The sequence below is a fragment of the Paludibacterium sp. genome (assembly GCF_019232825.1).
Classification (GTDB): domain Bacteria; phylum Pseudomonadota; class Gammaproteobacteria; order Burkholderiales; family Chromobacteriaceae; genus Paludibacterium.
This window is the reverse complement of record NZ_JAFAND010000159.1, coordinates 15413-30990: the sequence shown is the minus strand read 5'-3', so window position 1 is coordinate 30990 and position 15578 is coordinate 15413. Positions and strand designations below refer to the sequence as shown.

The following is a 15578-nucleotide window of genomic DNA, read 5'->3' as shown; positions in this document are numbered from 1 at the left end:
CCATCAGATCCCGCTCAACAACTGCTGTGTTTCCCTGGAGTCCGGAAAGCGAGTGTGCAACTCGCCGCTATAAGCCTCTTCCCGGACACGATCCCCGGACAACCGCGCCAACCGCACCCCCAGCAGGAGATCGTCGGCTTCAAGCGGCCCGGCATGCTCAATCAGACGGCCAAAGTAATATGACGCTCGTTCAACGCTCCCCTGGTTCGTATACATGACCGCCAACTGGCGCAACGCCGACGGATATGCCGGTTTTGCCCGCAGAGCAGCCAACCAATGCTCAACCGCCTGCTGCGTCTCCCCTGCCATGAGACTGCAGCGGCCCAAATTCAAATAAGCCGTTTCGCGCGCCCCGTAACGCGGATCCGACAAAGCCCGTGTCAAATGTCGCGCTCCGTCTTGCCAACGGCCGCTCAGACAAAGAAACAAGCCAAAATTATTGTTCGCCTCGCCATTCTCCGGCGTCAGCGCCAACGCTTGGCGAAAATCCCGCTCGGCATCGTCACGACGGGTCAGCACGGCATTGACGTGTGCGCGGGCCAGCCAAGCCGGCGCGTAGTCCCGGCCGGTTGCCACCGCCTTGCTCGCGGCGTCGAGCGCCAAGCCCGGTTGACCGGCCGTCACATATTCAAACGCCAGACGAGTATGCAACGAAGCTAGCTCATGATCCAGCGAAGTGGCAAACGCGCCGGCCGGGATAGCCATCATCAACCATGCCGCGCTTTGCCACCATTTTTTCACTCTGAGCCGCTCTCCGCAATCCGGATCCACTTTTCTTGACGCCGCGTCTTGTCCATCACCTGCCCCGCCAACTGCCCGCAGGCGGCGTCGATGTCGTCGCCGCGCGTCTTGCGCACCGTCACCACCACCCCTGCGTCTTGCAATATTTCGCGGAACGCGCGGATCGCGTTATTGCTCGACCGGCCATAGCCCGAGTTCGGGAAGGGGTTGAACGGAATCAAGTTGAACTTGCACGGCACGTCGCGCACCAGTTGCAACAGTTGCCGGGCATGTTCGGGCCTGTCGTTGACCCCGTCAAGCATCACGTACTCGAAAGTGATGAAATCGCGCGGCGCGAATTCGAGATAACGCCGGCATGCCGCCATCAATTCGGATAACGGATATTTCTTGTTGATCGGCACGATCTGATCGCGAATCGCATCGTTGGGCGCGTGCAGGCTGACCGCCAACGCCACCGGACACGCCGCCGACAGACGGTCGATCTGCGGCACCAACCCGGAAGTGGAAAGCGTAACACGACGGCGCGACAGACCATAAGCATGATCGTCAAGCATGATCTGCAAGGCCGACACCACGTTGTCGAAATTGGCCAGCGGCTCGCCCATGCCCATCATCACCACGTTCGAAATCACGCGCTCGTTCTTCGGCGTCACGCCCATCGCCTTATTCGCCCACCATAGCTGGCCGATGATCTCGGCGGTGCTGAGATTGCGGTTGAAGCCTTGGCGGCCGGTGGAGCAGAACGTGCATTCGAGCGCACACCCCACCTGGGAAGACACGCACAAGGTGCCGCGGTCGTCTTCGGGAATGAACACGGTTTCCACCCCATTCCCGGTCCCGACGTCGAGCAGCCACTTGCGGGTGCCGTCACTGGCTTCCTGCGCGGCCATCAAGGACGGGACCCGCACCTCCGCCGAAGCCTGCAACTTGGCGCGCAGGGTCTTGGCGATATCGGTCATGGCGTCGAAGTCGTCCTCGCCCATCTGGTGCATCCAGCGCATGATCTGTTTGGCGCGGAAGGTCTTTTCGCCCATCGCGGCAAAGTGATCGGTGAGCTGAGCCAGATTGAAGTCGAGCAGGTTGGTTTTCATGCGTTTCTCTACAGCAAACATGGCGGCCGCCGAAACGGCCGCCATCTTGAATCAACGGGAGCAGATTTCGGAAGCGGCGAAGAAGTACGCCACTTCGATGGCGGCGTTTTCGGCGCTATCGGAACCATGAACGGCATTGGCGTCGATCGAATCGGCGAAATCGGCGCGGATGGTGCCGCCTTCAGCCTTCTTCGGATCGGTGGCGCCCATCAGCTGGCGGTTTTTCTGCACGGCGTCGTCGCCTTCCAGCACCTGGATCATCACCGGGCCGGACACCATGAAATCGACCAGATCCTTGAAGAACGGGCGTTCCTTGTGCACGGCGTAAAAACCTTCCGCTTCGGCGCGGGACAGTTGCTTCATGCGCGCGGCAACCACCTTCAGACCGGCGGACTCGAAACGGTCGTAGATCTTGCCGATCACATTTTTACCCACGGCATCCGGTTTAACGATGGACAGGGTGCGTTCAATTGCCATATAAATCTCCCAATTACCTTGATGACTGGCTAAACTGGCACAGCATTGCGTGCCAGCACGGGTTTTCGCCGAATTTACGGAACCGATTATATTACCAGCCTTTTTGGCTATTTGCCGCATAAAAATTAAGCACAATGAGCGAACCGCGTAGAGACCCACCCCCATACGAAGACGACGACGCCTCCGACTTCGGCGCCAAACTCAAGGTACGGCTGGCCATTGCCGCCGCCCTCGTCGGTCTCGCGCTGGCCGCCATTCCGCTGCTCGACAGCCTGACCGGCAAAAAGGACAGCGCGGCCGACAACGGCGCGGGCAATATCGTCAGCTCCGCCGGGCTCGCCGCGACGCCGCCGACGCCCGCCAGCGCGCCGACCGCCAGCGCACCGGTCGCCAGCAGCCAACCGGCCGGCACGGCGCCGACCGGTCCGGATGTCAGCCAAACCCCCGGCATGACCGCCACGCCGCCTTTGTCGCTGCCTAACGCCGTCAACCCGCCGCCCGCCGTGGCGCCTGCGAGCAACCAGGCGCCGACGCATCACAACATGGTCGCGGTCCCCACCGCGCCGATCTCGGCCGCGCCGGCGCGCGACACCGCCCGCGCCGCCAAGATGCCCGCCGCCCCTTTGCCCGCCGGCACCCCGCCTTACCGCGCGCCGGGCACGGCAACCTTGGTGCAACCGCCACTGCCCGCGCAGGCGCCAGCCGTGCAGCCGATCGAGCCGCAAGCCGCCGCCGCGGCCCGCCCATCCGGCGCCTCGATGGGCTACAACGTGCAACTGGGTCTGTTCAACAGCCTGGAAAACGCGCAGAAGCTGATCAGCGAGCTCAAGAGCAAGGGCATCGACGTGCAAAGCGAAACGCGCGTGCACTTGGCGCCTTTCCGCACACGGGCCGAAGCCGAACAAGCGATGGCCAAACTGCGCGCCATGGGTTACGCGCCCATGCTGAGCGTGCCGGGCGGCGGGCAATAAAAAATCCCGCAGCGGGTCGCTGCGGGATCATCTTGCCTTTCGACGGGTGACTCAGGCAACCAGATAGCTGTCCTGGTCCCACTCGTCACGGATCGAATCCGCAAAGGCCTCTCTCTCCATCGCACTCATCAAATCGAGATTGTCTTTGGATGGCGCCAGCAGAGGCTCGTCGGCATCATGTTCATCCATGTTGCAATCTCCCAATTACATAAAAGGGGAAGTCTGGTTATAGCAAAGCAGTATTAAAATTCAATGTCACAGCGCCCCGCCAAACTGTCAAAAAGGACAGGTAAAAAATGTCGCGCGAGCGCTCACCCCCCTTGCGCCACCGTAACGATTACCGCATCCGCCGTCGGGGCGAATCGATGCCGCAAACCGGGCGGAATTTCCACCATTTCCCCTTCCCGCGCCGCCGCTTGCCGGCCGTGCTCATCCTCCAACACCAGCGTGCCGGTCAGACAAAGCAGATATTCCGCGCGCGGATGGACCTCGAAGGCGTACTCGCCCGGCACCAGATTGATCAGCAACAGTTGCGAGGCGTTTATCTGCGCCAGCACATGATCGGTATCCGGCACCTGCCGGCGCCCCTGCGCCGGCAGGGCATGCAAAATAAATTCCAACATGGATTTTCCCCAACAATTTCCCGGCATCAGTGCAGCTTGACCAGCGGCCGGGTCCGCTTGACCAAAAACCGCGCCAGCGCGAGCAGCGCCGTGCGCGGCGCGCCCAGCACCGCACGGTGGTGCAGCAAATGCAGGCTCACATACATGCAGCGCGCGAGCAGCCCCTCGACGAACCACGTGGCGCCGAAGAGATTGCCCATCAAGCTCCCCACCGACGTTTGCGTCCCCATCGACACCAACGAACCGTAATCGCGGTAGACATAACTGTCGGCGGGTTCCGCCCGCCCTTGCTGCCGCGCCAGCAGGACGCGGGCCAAATAATCCGCCTGCTGGTGAGCGCTTTGCGCCCGCGGCGGTACCCACTTGCCGTCCGCATACTCGCACGCGGCACAATCGCCAAGCGCCATGATGTCCTGGCAGCCCTCCACGCGCAGACGCCGATCCACCCGCAACTGGCCGTTCTTTCCCTGCGGCAGGCCGAGCGTCGTCAGCCAAGCAGGCGCCTTGATGCCCGCCGCCCAGACGATCAGATCGGCCGGATAGACCTGCCCGTCGGCATCGGTCACCCGGTCGGCCTCGATGCGGGTCACCTGGCACTGTGTCCGCACCGTCACGCGGCGCTCGGCCAACAATTGCGTCGCCTTGTGCGAAACGCGCTCCGGCAGCGGCGCCAAAATGCGCGGCGCGCCTTCCAGCAGCGTGATGCGCACGTCTTGACGCGGATCGAGCCGCGGATAGCCGTAACGGCCGTGCACTTCGCTCGCCTCGCGCAATTCGGCGGCAAGCTCGACGCCGGTGGCGCCACCGCCGATGATCACCACCTGAACCCCGGCCTGCGGGTCCTGCGCTTTGTCCGTATTGGCCAGCGTCAACAACTTGAGCATGCGCAGGCGGAACCATTCGGCGTCGGCCGGTCCATTGAGCGACAAGGTATGCTCGGCGGCACCCGCCACGCCGAAATAGTTGGACTCGCTGCCGACCGCCAGCACCAGCAGGTCATAGTCGATCGACCGCTGCGGCAGAATGACCATGCCGTCGGCCGCGCGCGTCTCGCTCACCACGACTTGACGCGCGCCGCGATCCAGCGCGGTCATGGCGCCGAACACGAAGGTAAAGCCGTTGTCGTGCGCCAGCATCGAGTAGGACAGCCCCTCCTGATGGATATCGAGCGTGCCGGCCGCCACCTCATGCAACGAGGGCTTCCAGACATGAAAGGGATTGGCGTCGATCAACGTCACTTGCTGCGGGCCCAGCTTGCGGCCCAATCGGCAAGCCAGCTCCAAGCCGCCGGCGCCGCCGCCGACGATAACGATACGGTTCAACATACGCGGACACTTTCCGCCCCAAGGGCGCAGGATTCAAAGATTCTCTGCATAGCCAACCCTTGCCGCGCCGGCACGCGGCTGTGCAGAACCGCCTTGAATCCAGAGGGGCCGTCACCACCCCCGCATAGCGTGGCAGAATCCCGCTGGCATGACAATCGGCGCCCGGTGCGCAGGACGACTTGCGCAAATGCCGGCAACGCCGGACACTTCGGCACAAACCAGACAAAAATGCCGATCTCATGCCCCATATTCATTTATCAGTACAAGACGCACGCCATCTGCACCTTGCCGCCCAAGGTTTGCTGCGCGCATCGCGCCGCAAAGCGGTCAAAGCCGATGTGCTCGCCGCCATCCGGCGCATGGCGCTCTTGCAGATCGACACCATCAGCGTGGTGGCGAGAAGCCCCTACCTGGTGCTCTACAGCCGCCTGGGCGCCTACGACCCGGCCTGGCTCGACGCTTGGCTCGCCCAAGGCGCGTTGTTCGAATATTGGGCGCACGAAGCCTGTTTCGTGCCGATCGCCGACTACCGTCTGCTGCGCCATCGCATGCTCGACCCATCCTCCATGGGCTGGAAGTACCCGGAGCACTGGCTCGGCCAACACCGGCAAGACATTGAACAGCTGCTCGCGCACATTCGCGCCAACGGACCGGTGCGCTCGGCCGACTTCGCCCGCCAAGAGGGCAAGGGCAATGGCTGGTGGGATTGGAAGCCGGAAAAGCGCCACCTGGAGGTGCTCTTCACGCTGGGACGCTTGATGGTGAAAGAACGCCGGAATTTCCAACGCGTCTACGACGTGACCGAGCGCATCCACCCGGACTGGGACGATGGGCGCGATCTGCCGGACCCCGAACAGGCGCGGCTGGACATGGTGAAGAACAGCTGCCGCGCGCTGGGGGTGGTCAAGGCGGGGTGGGTCGCCGATTACTACCGGCTCAAGCGCGGCCGCTACGACGAAGCGCTGCATCGCCTGGCTGACGAGGGGGAATTGATTCCGGTGCGTATCGAGGGCTGGAAACACGATGCCTTCGTCCACGCAGAACTCCACGACGCGCTGACCGAGGCGCAAGACGGCACGCTCAAGGCCACCGCCACGACACTGCTCTCGCCGTTCGATCCCGTCGTATGGGACCGCAAGCGGGCACAGGAACTGTTCGGCTTCGATTATCGCATCGAATGCTACACCCCCGCCCCCAAGCGCCAGTACGGCTACTTCGTGCTGCCGATCCTACAACGCGGCAAGCTCGTCGGCCGGCTCGATGCCAAGGCGCACCGGCAGCAAGGCATTTTCGAGATCAAGGCGCTCTACCTCGAACCCGGCGTGCGCGCCAGCGCGCGCCTGGCGGAAGACTTGACGCGCGCGCTCGCCAATCTCGCCGCCTGGCATGGCACCCCGGCATTGCAATGGGGCCAGGTGCCGGCGGCGCTTGGCGATTTGATCGCTACGCGCTGACGGGGCGTTCGAGCCAGCGCCCGGCGTGCGCGCGCAGCCCGGTGCCCCAAGCAGCGAGAAGACCGAGCAACGTGCCGGCGAGCACATCGATCGCCACGTGCTGCTTGACCGCCATGGTGGAGTAGGCGATGGCGACGCACCAGACGACATTCAGCGCCAGCAGCCACCGCCCGGCGCGCAAGAAGCGCAAGCGCCAGTGGAGCCAGACGCAGGAAAACACCGCCGTGGCGACGTGCAAGGAAGGGCAGGCGTTGCCCGCCATGTCGACGCTTTTCAGAAACGCCACACCCGGATAACGCGCCCAGTCGATATCCGCGGGCGGCACCGCATTAGGCCAGAAATAGAACACGGCCAAACCGATCAGACACGGCACAGCCACCCGCGCCCCATAGCCGATGATGGCGGCGCGCGTCAGCATCAGCACCGGCGGCAGCGAGACATAAAACCACAACGACAGATAAATCGGCAGGGCCGCCGGGTTAAAACCGATCGCCGCGTCGGGCCAGGTCGTGGGGATGAGCGAGACCGGCGAGGCGGGATGGCGCAGCAAAAACAGATAGGCGGCAAAAAAGCACAGGGTGAATCCCATGGTGCCGAACATCTTGAACCAGAAATGGGTGAGGACGGTGCCCACCACGCCCAGTGGCCGGTTACGGCGGTACAATACCCCTTCGTTCAATTCGACTCCTTGTTCATCCGATATCGCGCTGTACCTTCGGACACCCCTCTTGCTATAATTTTGCCCTTTTCTGTCAAGAATAATGAACTTGGCAGTGTCCGGACAAATCCGGCGCCAGCGCCGGTCAGGGAACGTGATCATACCGAAAAGTGGATGACGTTGGCGATTGCCGGACATTTTTATTAACACCTGTTTTATCCAAAATCATCGGCGCGAAATGCAAATCATGGAACTTCACTCCACCGCACAAACCACCCCGGATCTGGCGCTCGAAAAAGAGATGGCCGCCTTGATCGTGACGGCACTGAACCTGGATATCGCGCCGGAGGCCATCGTCCCGGAAGAGCCGCTTTACGGCGACAAGCTGGGCATCGACTCCATCGACATCCTGGAGATCGCGCTGGTGGTTTCGAAGCAATACGGCGTACAAATGAAGGCCGACAGCGAAGACAACGCGCATATCTTCGGCTCCCTGCGCGCCTTGACGGCTTACGTCGGCGAGCGCCGCGTCAAATGACGCCGTTGCGGCGCGCGCTCGCCTTCGCCCTGCTGGCGGGTGTTTTGGGCCTCTACGTGCTGTTGAGCTACGTGGCCTCGTCCTCCACCCACCCGCCGGTCGTGGCCGTCGTCGTCGGCTCGCTGCCGCTGGCGGCGGGCATCGTCGCCGCCTGCTGGCGCTCGCCGTTTCGCTGGGCGGCCACCGCCGCCTGCCTCGCGGCGCTCGCCGCCATCGCCCTGAATATCGACCGCTTGCTCGGCCATGCGGCTTGGCTCTACTTCGTTCAGCACCTCGGCGCCATGGTATCGCTCGGCGTGCTGTTCGGCAGCACACTCAAGAGCCACGAGGGCGCGCTGTGCTCTCGCGTCGCCCGGATCGCCATCGCCGAGCCGCTCGACGCGCGCTACCGGCACTATACCTGGCGCGTCACGCTCGCCTGGACAAGCTATTTCGCCATCAGCGCGCTGGTTTCCATCACCTTGTTCTGCTGGGCGCCGCTGCCCGTCTGGGCCTTTTTCGCCACGGTGCTGACACCGGTATCGCTCGGCGTCATGTTCGGCGGCGAGTTCTTGATCCGCTTGCGCGTAATGCCCGACCGGCCGCACTTCAACATTGCCCAGACCATCCGCTCGTACCGGCAGTACATGCAACAGCGCAAGACAACCGGCACGTGGGGCGCGCCCACCGAGCCCACCGAATGACGCCGTGATGAATTCGCTGCCCCTGTTTTCCGAGATCGACCCCGACGCGAACTTTGCCCACCGCCATGGCGCATGGATCTCGCGCGGCCAATTTCACGCCGCGGTGCTGACCCTGGCGGCCGCGCTGCCCGAACGGGCGCGCGTGCTCAATATGTGCCATGACCGCTACTGGTTCGCCGTTTCGCTGTTCGCCGCCATCGCGCGCGGCAGTCTCACGGTGCTGCCCAATTCGGCCGCGCCCGAGCATTTGGCCGCCGTCGCCGCAGAACAAACCGACCTGTTGGTCCTAGGCGACCAGGACGCGCCGCCGGTCGCGCACCTGCCTTACTTCCGCGTCGACACCGTCGCGGCGCCGCCGGCGCCGGCAGGCACGCCGATACCGATGATCCCGTTCGACCAGCGCGTGGCGTGCGTCTACACGTCGGGCACCACCGGCACGCCGACCCCGCACTACAAAACCTTCGGCCGGCTGCGGCTTGCCGTTCTGGCCGGCGCCGAGCGGCTGTGGCACGCGGCCGGCGCGCCCTGTTCGGTGGTCGGCACCTCGCCCATCCGCCACATGTATGGCCTGGAGGCGAGCGTGCTGCTGCCGCTGTTCGCCGGCGGCCGCCTCTCGGCGCAGATTCCCTTCTTCCCGCTCGATATCGCCGCCAGCCTCGCCGAGGTCCCCGCGCCGCGCCTATTGGCCATCACGCCGTTTCATCTGCGCAAGCTATTGGAGGCCGATATCGCCTTGCCGCCGGTGGCCGCCATCCTGTCGGCCACGGCGCCGCTGTCGCGCGAACTCGCGCGCGAGGCCGAGCACCGGCTGGGCTGTCCGGTGATCGAAATCTACGGCTCGACCGAAACCGGCCAGCTTGCCATGCGCGCCCCCTGCCGCGACGACGTCTGGCAGTGCCTCGGCGCCACCACGCTCGAGACCCACGAAGGGGAAACCTGGGCACATGGACCGGCCTACCCGACGCCGCAGATGCTCAACGACATGATTGCGCTTCTCTCGCCCACGACATTCCGATTGCTCGACCGCAAGGCCAACATGGTCAATGTCGCCGGCAAGCGCAGCTCGCTGAGCTTCCTCAACGCCACGCTGGCCGCCCTCCCGGGCGTCGAGGACGCGGTGTTCTGCGTGCCGCCGGGCGGCACCGACACGGACGTCGGCCGCCTAGCCGCCTTCGTCGTGGCGCCGACGCTCGATCGCAAGACGATCCTGACCGGGCTGCGCGCCCATCTCGATCCGGTCTTCCTGCCCCGCCCCATCGTGTTCGTACCGGCCTTGCCGCGCGACGGCAACGGCAAGATCCTGGCGCGCACGCTCTCGGCGCTGATCGACCAGCACCTTGGCGGGCGGAAGCGGCCATGATCACCGTCACGCTCGCCATCCCGGCCGATCATCCGGCCTTCGCCGGTCATTTCCCCGGCCGCCCGATCGTGCCGGGCGTCGTGCTGCTCGACCTGGCCTACCAGGCCATCGTCGAAGCCACCCGCATCGCCCCTATCGGCTTGTCGGTCGCAAAATTCCATTGCCCGGCAGGCCCCGGCGCGGCATTGCAGCTCGACATCGAGCCGTCGGGCGACGTTGTCCGCTTCGTCATTCGCGAGGGTGCGCGCAAAGTCGCCGACGGCAAGTTCCTGCTGCCGGAGAGCGCCGTATGAGCCGGCAACGCGCTGGCGGGCGCGACGACGCGCCCAGCTGGCTGCAGCAGCGAGAGCGCGGCAGCGCGGCCTGGCTCGGCATCATGTGCGCGCTGTCGCTCGCGCTCGGCCGGCGCTTGTCGCGCGTGGTGCTGTTCGGCATCGCGCTGTATTTCGTCCTTTTCGGCGGCAAAGCCCGCCGCGCGTCGCAAGCCTATCTGACGCGCTGCCTGGCGCGACCCGTCACCTGGCGCGACCGCTACCGCCATGTCCTGGCGTTCGCCAGCACCATCCACGACCGGATCTACCTGCTGCGAGACCGCTTCGACGACTTCGATATCACGCTTGACGGCGCGGATACCCTGCATCGCGAACACGGCGCCGGCCACGGCGCGCTGCTGTTCGGCGCGCATCTGGGCAGTTTCGAGGTGTTGCGCGCCATGGCGCGCCACCGCCCCGAGCTGTCGGTCTCTATGGCGATGTATCCGGAAAACGCGCAGCGTATTCACCGCGCCCTGTCGGTGATCAATCCGGCAGCCATGCAGAACATCATCACCCTGGGCTCGCTCGATGCCATGCTCGCCGTGCGCGACCGGCTGGAGGGGGGCGCGTTGGTCGGCATTCTGGCCGACCGCGCCGTCGGCCCGGACCAGTACATCAGCCTGCCGTTTCTGGGCGCCGCCGCGCGCTTTCCCACCGGACCGTTCCGCATGGCGGTCATGCTGGGCTGTCCGGTCTATTTCATGACTGGTCTCTACCAAGGCGGCAATCGCTACCATGTGCACTTCGACGCGTTGACGGCAGGCGGCGCGGCGGCGGCCGACATGCGCGACGCAGCCATCCGCGACCTGCTCGAGCGCTATGTGGCGGCGCTGGAGCGCCAGTGCCGCGCGGCCCCCTACAACTGGTTCAATTTTTACGATTTCTGGGAAGAAGGCTAACAACGCCATGTATGCACACCGAGTCGCCAAACCGCTCGCCGGCCTGCTGTTCCTGCTGGCCGTGACCGCCGCCCATGCCGCAAGCTTCGGCATGCCGGACCTGATGCAGATGCTGAGCCAGCAACCGTCCGGCAAAGCCACCTTCGTCGAGAAAAAGACGCTGGCCGTACTCAAGGAGCCGCTGGAATCTTCCGGCGAACTGTCGTTCACCGCGCCGGACCGATTGGAAAAACGCACGCTGAAGCCCAAGCCGGAAGCGATTGTGCTCGTTGGCGACCGGCTGACGCTGGAGCGCAGCGATGGTCGAAAAATGACCGTTTCCTTGTCTGACCGCCCGGAAGCGGCCGCCTTCGTCGAAAGCATCCGCGCCACCCTGTCGGGAGACCGCGGCGCGCTGGAGCGCTACTACGCCATCGCGCTGGACGGCACGGCCGGCAACTGGCAATTGACGTTGACGCCGCTGCAGGCGCGCATGCAAAAGATCATCAGCCAAATCCGCATCAGCGGCGCACGCGCGCAGGTCAAAACCATCTCCTTCCTGCAAGCGGACGGCGACCGTTCCGACATGACCATCACCAGCACCGCCGCGCGATGAAGCCGTTGCCGCAAAAGATCATTCTCGCCCTGTGGGCGGCCGCCATGCTGGCCGCGATCGCGGTGATCGCCCAGACCCGCTTTATTGCCGACCTGTCGGCTTTTATGCCTAAAACGCCCAGCGTGCGTCAGCAGATGCTGGTCGATCAACTGCGAGACGGCGCCATCGCCCGCCTGGTGCTCGTCGGCATCGAGGGCGGCAGCGCCGAAGAGCGCGCCAGGCTGTCGCGCCAATTGACGGGCAAACTCGCGCGCGACCCGCAATTCGCCTCGGTGCAAGACGGCGACGCCGCCACCAGCGAGCGCGACCAACGCTACTACTTCGATAACCGCTACCTGCTGAGTCCGGCGGTTACGCCGGCGCGCTTCGGCGCCGCGGGCATGCATCAAGCCATCCAGGACATGATCGACGAACTCTCCGGCGACGCCGGCCTCGCCATCAAACCGCTGCTGCCGCGCGATCCGACGGGCGAAACCCTGCGCATCATCGATCAATTCGGCGGCGACACGCCGCCGCGCACCGACAACGGCGTCTGGGTCTCGCGCGACGGCCAACGCGCGGTGCTGATGGCGCAGTTGGCCGAGTCGGGTCTCAACACCGACGCGCAAGCGCGCGCGCTCGACAGCATCCGCGCCGCCTTTTCCGCACTGCCGAACCGCTCGGCCGGCACGCGGCTGGTGATGAGCGGCACCAGCGTGCTGTCGGTGGCTTCCCGCGACACCATCCAGGGCGAGGTCGCCCGCCTGGCCACGGTAGGCACCGTGCTGGTCGTCTGCTTGCTGCTCTTGATCTACCGCTCGCCCATGCTGTTGCTGCTCGGCCTGGTGCCGGTCGTCTCCGGGGCGCTCGCCGGCATCGCCGCGGTGAGCCTGGCGTTCGGCCATGTTCATGGCTTGACGCTGGGGTTCGGCACCACGCTGATCGGCGAAGCGGTCGACTACTCGATCTACCTGTTCATGCAACGTAGCGACGGCGCGCATCCCTCCGGTTTCTGGCGCACCATCCGGCTGGGGGTGCTGACCTCCATCGTCGGTTTTGCCGCCCTCTTGAGTTCGAGCTTCCCCGGCCTGTCGCAGTTGGGCCTCTACTCGATCAGCGGCCTCGTCGCCGCCGCGCTGGTGACGCGCTACGTGCTGCCGGGGCTGATTCCCGCCGGCGCCCGGCTGCGCAACCTGACCCGGTTCGGCGCGCTGTTGCAACGCGTTTTCGACGGACTCGCGCGCTTCTACTGGCTGATCGCGGCCGCCGGCGTGCTGGCCACCGCGCTCGTCGTCGTCAACCGCGACACGCTCTGGAACCATTCGCTGACGGCGCTGAGCCCGATCACCAAGGCGCAAAGCCAGCTCGACCTGCAACTGCGCGGCGACCTCGGCGGCAACGACACCCGTTACGTGGCGAGCTTCACCGCGCCGGACCAGGAAAGCGCGCTCGTCGCCTCGGAACGGGTCGATGCCGTGCTCTCCCGCTTGGCGCGCGCGCAAACGATCGGCGGCTTCCATGCGCCCAGTCAGCTGCTGCCCAGTCTCGCCATGCAGGCAGCGCGCCGATCGGCGCTGCCGGACGAGCGCGCGGCGCGGCAAAACCTGCAAACGGCGGTCGCCGGCTTGCCGCTGTCGGCCGACAAACTTGAGGGCTTCCTGGCTGACTTGCGCGCGGCGCGAGCACAGGCGCCGCTGACGCGCGCCGCGCTGGCCGGCACCGCTTCCGGCATGCTGCTCGACTCGATGCTGATCAAGCGGCCGGACGGCTACTTGGTGCTGATGCCGCTGCGCCCGAGCGGCGAAGGCGCGCACGGCGATCAAATCGACCTCGACCGCGTGCGCGCGGCACTCGGCGCCGCCCGCCTCGGTCAAGTCACCGTGATCGATTTACTGGAAGAAACCACCGGCATCTTCGACAGCTATACCCACGAGGCGCTGATCCTCTCCGGATTCGGCTGTCTGGCGATCCTGCTCTTGCTTGCCATCGCCTGCGGACCGCGGCGCGCGGGCGTGGTGGCCTTTCCGCTCGTCTGCGCCGTGTTGTGCGACGTGGCGCTGCTGCATCTCGCCGGCATCACGCTGACCATTCTGCATCTGGTCGGCTTGCTGCTGGTGGTCGCCATCGGCTCCAACTACGCGCTGTTTTTCGTGAGCGACGACGTCGGCGACACGCGCAAGATGGAAACCTCGCTCGTCATCGCCAATCTGGCCACCGTCATGAGTTTCGGCCTATTGGGCACATCCAGCGTGCCCGTGCTGTCCTACATCGGTTCCACCGTGGCCATCGGCGCGTTCCTGGCCCTGCTCTTTGCCGCCATGCTGGCGCGAGTCCGTCCCCATGCGCACCCTGTATGACGCCGCCAGTCCCGGTCAGCGCGCGCCGCGCCTGTTGGTGCTGTTGCCGCCGGCCAAGGCGCGGCTGGAGGACTTGATCGAGCAAGGGTTCGTCGCCGCCGTGCGTGCGCGGCGACTCGCGCTCGACATCGTGCTCGCCGACATCGGCTATCAGCAGGTGATGGCACAAACGGTGGCGCCGGATTTGCATGACCAGGTGATCCTGCCGGCCAAAGCGCAAGGCTATGCCGATATCTGGCTCGCCGGCATCTCGCTAGGCGGTTTCAACGCGCTCCATTACGCCGCCCAGCATGCGGCGCATCTGGCAGGCATCAAGCTGATCGCGCCCTACCCCGGCACGGCGGACGTCCTCAACGAACTTTCCGCGACGGGGATTGACGCCTGGGCGCGCGATCCCGCGGCTTCTCGCACCGACGAACGCGGCTGGTGGCACTGGCTGTGGCGCGAGGGAAATCCCGGCCAACGCACACTACCGGTCTGGCTGGGACTCGCGCGGAACGACCGCTTCATCCACGGCCAGGAACTGCTTGCCAGCCTCATCCCCCCCACGCGCGTTCATCGCGTCGATGGCGATCACAGCTGGCCGGTTTGGCGCGCGCTGTGGGAAGATTGGTTGCGTGACGCCCCCTGGGAGCAATCGCCATGACACGCTGGCAACCGAGTCCTTTCCTGCGGCTGTGCCTGGTGCTGCACCTGCTGGCGCTCGGCCTCTTCGTCGCCCGGCCGGCGCTCTGGCCCTGGCTTATCGGCGCGCTGATCGCGCTGCACGCCGTCATCGCCAGCGCGGGGCTCTTGCCGCGTTGCCGCTTGCTGGGACGCAATCTCACGCGGCTGCCGGCCGCCGCCATCGCGCGCGGCGAAATCGCCCTCACCCTCGACGACGGCCCCGACCCCGAGGTCACGCCGCAAGTGCTGGCCATCTTGCGCCGCTACGGCGCGCGCGCCACCTTCTTCTGCATCGGCGAGCAGGCGGCGCGCTACCCCGAACTGTGCCGCCAGATGGTGCAGGAAGGCCACGCCATTGAAAACCACGGCCAGCGCCATCGCACCTTCACCGCGTTCAGCGGCCTTGCCGGCTGGCGCCGCGAAATCGGTGAAGGACAAGCCACGCTCGAAGCGCTGACCGGGCAGCGCCCGCGCTTCTACCGCGCCGTCGCCGGGCTGCGCAATCCCTTCCTCGACCCCTGTCTGCACCGCGCCGGGCTGTTTCTTGCGAGCTGGACACGTCGAGGTTATGATACGCGGGACAAAAATCCCAAGGCGGTTTACGCCAAACTGGCCCGCCATCTCCGTGCCGGAGATATCCTGTTGCTGCACGACGGCAACGCCGCACGTGACTTGAATGGCCAGCCGGTCATACTCGACGTTCTCCCGCGCATTCTGGACACGTTGGCCGAGCGCCAACTCAAGCCCGTGACCCTGCGCCAGGCCTACGAGGATCGCCCATGAGCCGCGCCCGTTTACCGTTTCCCAACCCGACAGCGCGGCCTGCCAATGCCGCGCCGCATCGACC

18 protein-coding genes are annotated in these 15578 nt (G+C 65.3%); 11 read left to right on the top strand and 7 right to left on the bottom strand.

Features of this window, described 5'->3' with window-relative positions:
- Positions 1-3: 3 nt before the first annotated feature.
- From pilW to ndk, 3 genes are read right to left on the bottom strand one after another with little or no spacing between them, the layout of a single operon-like run.
- The gene (gene pilW, locus JOZ06_RS20380) at positions 4-741 is read right to left on the bottom strand and encodes a type IV pilus biogenesis/stability protein PilW (RefSeq protein ID WP_293235859.1); all 738 of its coding nucleotides are present in this window, start codon (positions 739-741) and stop codon (positions 4-6) included.
- The gene (rlmN, locus tag JOZ06_RS20375; protein ID WP_293235857.1) at positions 738-1832 is read right to left on the bottom strand and encodes a 23S rRNA (adenine(2503)-C(2))-methyltransferase RlmN; all 1095 of its coding nucleotides are present in this window, start codon (positions 1830-1832) and stop codon (positions 738-740) included. The genes pilW and rlmN overlap by 4 nt, the downstream gene beginning before the upstream one ends.
- A gap of 51 nt (positions 1833-1883) precedes the next feature.
- Complete coding sequence (gene ndk / locus JOZ06_RS20370) at positions 1884-2309, bottom strand: nucleoside-diphosphate kinase (protein WP_293235855.1); 426 nt, start codon at positions 2307-2309, stop codon at positions 1884-1886.
- A 134-nt stretch (positions 2310-2443) separates the two neighbouring features.
- Here ndk and JOZ06_RS20365 point away from each other — a divergent pair, with 134 nt between their 5' ends.
- Entirely contained in the window at positions 2444-3280 is an 837-nt protein-coding gene (locus tag JOZ06_RS20365) for an SPOR domain-containing protein (RefSeq protein WP_293235853.1), read from the top strand.
- Positions 3281-3331: 51 nt separating this feature from the next.
- On the opposite strand, the gene JOZ06_RS20360 is transcribed toward JOZ06_RS20365, so the two are convergent.
- The 3 genes from JOZ06_RS20360 to JOZ06_RS20350 all read right to left on the bottom strand — a co-directional run bounded on the left by JOZ06_RS20360 (position 3332) and on the right by JOZ06_RS20350 (position 5228).
- Positions 3332-3469, bottom strand: coding sequence for a hypothetical protein (locus JOZ06_RS20360; RefSeq protein WP_293235851.1), 138 nt, complete (start codon positions 3467-3469; stop codon positions 3332-3334).
- 122 nt (positions 3470-3591) lie between these two features.
- Positions 3592-3903 carry a cupin domain-containing protein gene (locus tag JOZ06_RS20355; RefSeq protein WP_293235849.1) on the bottom strand — a complete coding sequence of 104 codons (312 nt, stop codon included), beginning with the start codon at positions 3901-3903 and terminating at the stop codon, positions 3592-3594.
- 26 nt (positions 3904-3929) lie between these two features.
- Positions 3930-5228, bottom strand: coding sequence for an NAD(P)/FAD-dependent oxidoreductase (locus JOZ06_RS20350; protein ID WP_293235847.1), 1299 nt, complete (start codon positions 5226-5228; stop codon positions 3930-3932).
- 239 nt (positions 5229-5467) lie between these two features.
- Between JOZ06_RS20350 and JOZ06_RS20345 the strand changes: the two genes are divergently transcribed.
- Positions 5468-6682, top strand: a complete 1215-nt coding sequence (locus JOZ06_RS20345) for a winged helix-turn-helix domain-containing protein (RefSeq protein ID WP_293235845.1) — start codon at positions 5468-5470, stop codon at positions 6680-6682.
- Here JOZ06_RS20345 and JOZ06_RS20340 read toward each other — a convergent pair.
- Positions 6672-7361, bottom strand: a complete 690-nt coding sequence (locus JOZ06_RS20340) for a phosphatase PAP2 family protein (RefSeq protein WP_293235843.1) — start codon at positions 7359-7361, stop codon at positions 6672-6674. The genes JOZ06_RS20345 and JOZ06_RS20340 overlap by 11 nt on opposite strands.
- A 226-nt stretch (positions 7362-7587) precedes the next feature.
- Here JOZ06_RS20340 and JOZ06_RS20335 point away from each other — a divergent pair, with 226 nt between their 5' ends.
- From JOZ06_RS20335 to JOZ06_RS20295, 9 genes are read left to right on the top strand one after another with little or no spacing between them, the layout of a single operon-like run.
- A complete protein-coding gene (locus tag JOZ06_RS20335; protein ID WP_293235841.1) occupies positions 7588-7878 on the top strand; it encodes a phosphopantetheine-binding protein in 291 nt (96 codons plus the stop codon).
- Entirely contained in the window at positions 7875-8561 is a 687-nt protein-coding gene (locus JOZ06_RS20330; protein WP_293235840.1) for a hypothetical protein, read from the top strand. The genes JOZ06_RS20335 and JOZ06_RS20330 overlap by 4 nt, the downstream gene beginning before the upstream one ends.
- A 7-nt stretch (positions 8562-8568) precedes the next feature.
- Positions 8569-9921, top strand: a complete 1353-nt coding sequence (locus JOZ06_RS20325; protein ID WP_293235838.1) for an AMP-binding protein — start codon at positions 8569-8571, stop codon at positions 9919-9921.
- Positions 9918-10214, top strand: coding sequence for a beta-hydroxyacyl-ACP dehydratase (locus tag JOZ06_RS20320; protein WP_293235836.1), 297 nt, complete (start codon positions 9918-9920; stop codon positions 10212-10214). The genes JOZ06_RS20325 and JOZ06_RS20320 overlap by 4 nt, the downstream gene beginning before the upstream one ends.
- The gene (locus tag JOZ06_RS20315) at positions 10211-11134 is read left to right on the top strand and encodes an acyl-CoA synthetase (protein ID WP_293235834.1); all 924 of its coding nucleotides are present in this window, start codon (positions 10211-10213) and stop codon (positions 11132-11134) included. Before JOZ06_RS20320 ends, JOZ06_RS20315 begins: the two co-directional genes overlap by 4 nt.
- A 7-nt stretch (positions 11135-11141) precedes the next feature.
- Positions 11142-11729, top strand: coding sequence for a LolA-related protein (locus JOZ06_RS20310; RefSeq protein ID WP_293235832.1), 588 nt, complete (start codon positions 11142-11144; stop codon positions 11727-11729).
- Complete coding sequence (locus tag JOZ06_RS20305) at positions 11726-14065, top strand: MMPL family transporter (protein WP_293235830.1); 2340 nt, start codon at positions 11726-11728, stop codon at positions 14063-14065. Before JOZ06_RS20310 ends, JOZ06_RS20305 begins: the two co-directional genes overlap by 4 nt.
- Complete coding sequence (locus tag JOZ06_RS20300; RefSeq protein ID WP_293235828.1) at positions 14049-14711, top strand: alpha/beta hydrolase; 663 nt, start codon at positions 14049-14051, stop codon at positions 14709-14711. The genes JOZ06_RS20305 and JOZ06_RS20300 overlap by 17 nt, the downstream gene beginning before the upstream one ends.
- Positions 14708-15514: a polysaccharide deacetylase family protein gene (locus JOZ06_RS20295; RefSeq protein ID WP_293235826.1), complete on the top strand. Its 807-nt coding sequence runs from the start codon at positions 14708-14710 to the stop codon at positions 15512-15514. Before JOZ06_RS20300 ends, JOZ06_RS20295 begins: the two co-directional genes overlap by 4 nt.
- Positions 15515-15578: the final 64 nt, after the last annotated feature.

Excerpts from the sequence above, each read along its gene's own strand:
- rlmN (WP_293235857.1), bottom strand. The coding sequence starts at position 1,832 with ATGAAAACCAACCTGCTCGACTTCAATCTGGCTCAGCTCACCGATCAC.
- ndk (WP_293235855.1), bottom strand. The coding sequence starts at position 2,309 with ATGGCAATTGAACGCACCCTGTCCATCGTTAAACCGGATGCCGTGGGT.
- JOZ06_RS20365 (WP_293235853.1), top strand. The coding sequence starts at position 2,444 with ATGAGCGAACCGCGTAGAGACCCACCCCCATACGAAGACGACGACGCC.
- JOZ06_RS20360 (WP_293235851.1), bottom strand. The coding sequence starts at position 3,469 with ATGGATGAACATGATGCCGACGAGCCTCTGCTGGCGCCATCCAAAGAC.
- JOZ06_RS20355 (WP_293235849.1), bottom strand. The coding sequence starts at position 3,903 with ATGTTGGAATTTATTTTGCATGCCCTGCCGGCGCAGGGGCGCCGGCAG.
- JOZ06_RS20350 (WP_293235847.1), bottom strand. The coding sequence starts at position 5,228 with ATGTTGAACCGTATCGTTATCGTCGGCGGCGGCGCCGGCGGCTTGGAG.
- JOZ06_RS20345 (WP_293235845.1), top strand. The coding sequence starts at position 5,468 with ATGCCCCATATTCATTTATCAGTACAAGACGCACGCCATCTGCACCTT.
- JOZ06_RS20335 (WP_293235841.1), top strand. The coding sequence starts at position 7,588 with ATGGAACTTCACTCCACCGCACAAACCACCCCGGATCTGGCGCTCGAA.
- JOZ06_RS20330 (WP_293235840.1), top strand. The coding sequence starts at position 7,875 with ATGACGCCGTTGCGGCGCGCGCTCGCCTTCGCCCTGCTGGCGGGTGTT.
- JOZ06_RS20325 (WP_293235838.1), top strand. The coding sequence starts at position 8,569 with ATGAATTCGCTGCCCCTGTTTTCCGAGATCGACCCCGACGCGAACTTT.
- JOZ06_RS20320 (WP_293235836.1), top strand. The coding sequence starts at position 9,918 with ATGATCACCGTCACGCTCGCCATCCCGGCCGATCATCCGGCCTTCGCC.
- JOZ06_RS20315 (WP_293235834.1), top strand. The coding sequence starts at position 10,211 with ATGAGCCGGCAACGCGCTGGCGGGCGCGACGACGCGCCCAGCTGGCTG.
- JOZ06_RS20310 (WP_293235832.1), top strand. The coding sequence starts at position 11,142 with ATGTATGCACACCGAGTCGCCAAACCGCTCGCCGGCCTGCTGTTCCTG.
- JOZ06_RS20305 (WP_293235830.1), top strand. The coding sequence starts at position 11,726 with ATGAAGCCGTTGCCGCAAAAGATCATTCTCGCCCTGTGGGCGGCCGCC.
- JOZ06_RS20300 (WP_293235828.1), top strand. The coding sequence starts at position 14,049 with ATGCGCACCCTGTATGACGCCGCCAGTCCCGGTCAGCGCGCGCCGCGC.
- JOZ06_RS20295 (WP_293235826.1), top strand. The coding sequence starts at position 14,708 with ATGACACGCTGGCAACCGAGTCCTTTCCTGCGGCTGTGCCTGGTGCTG.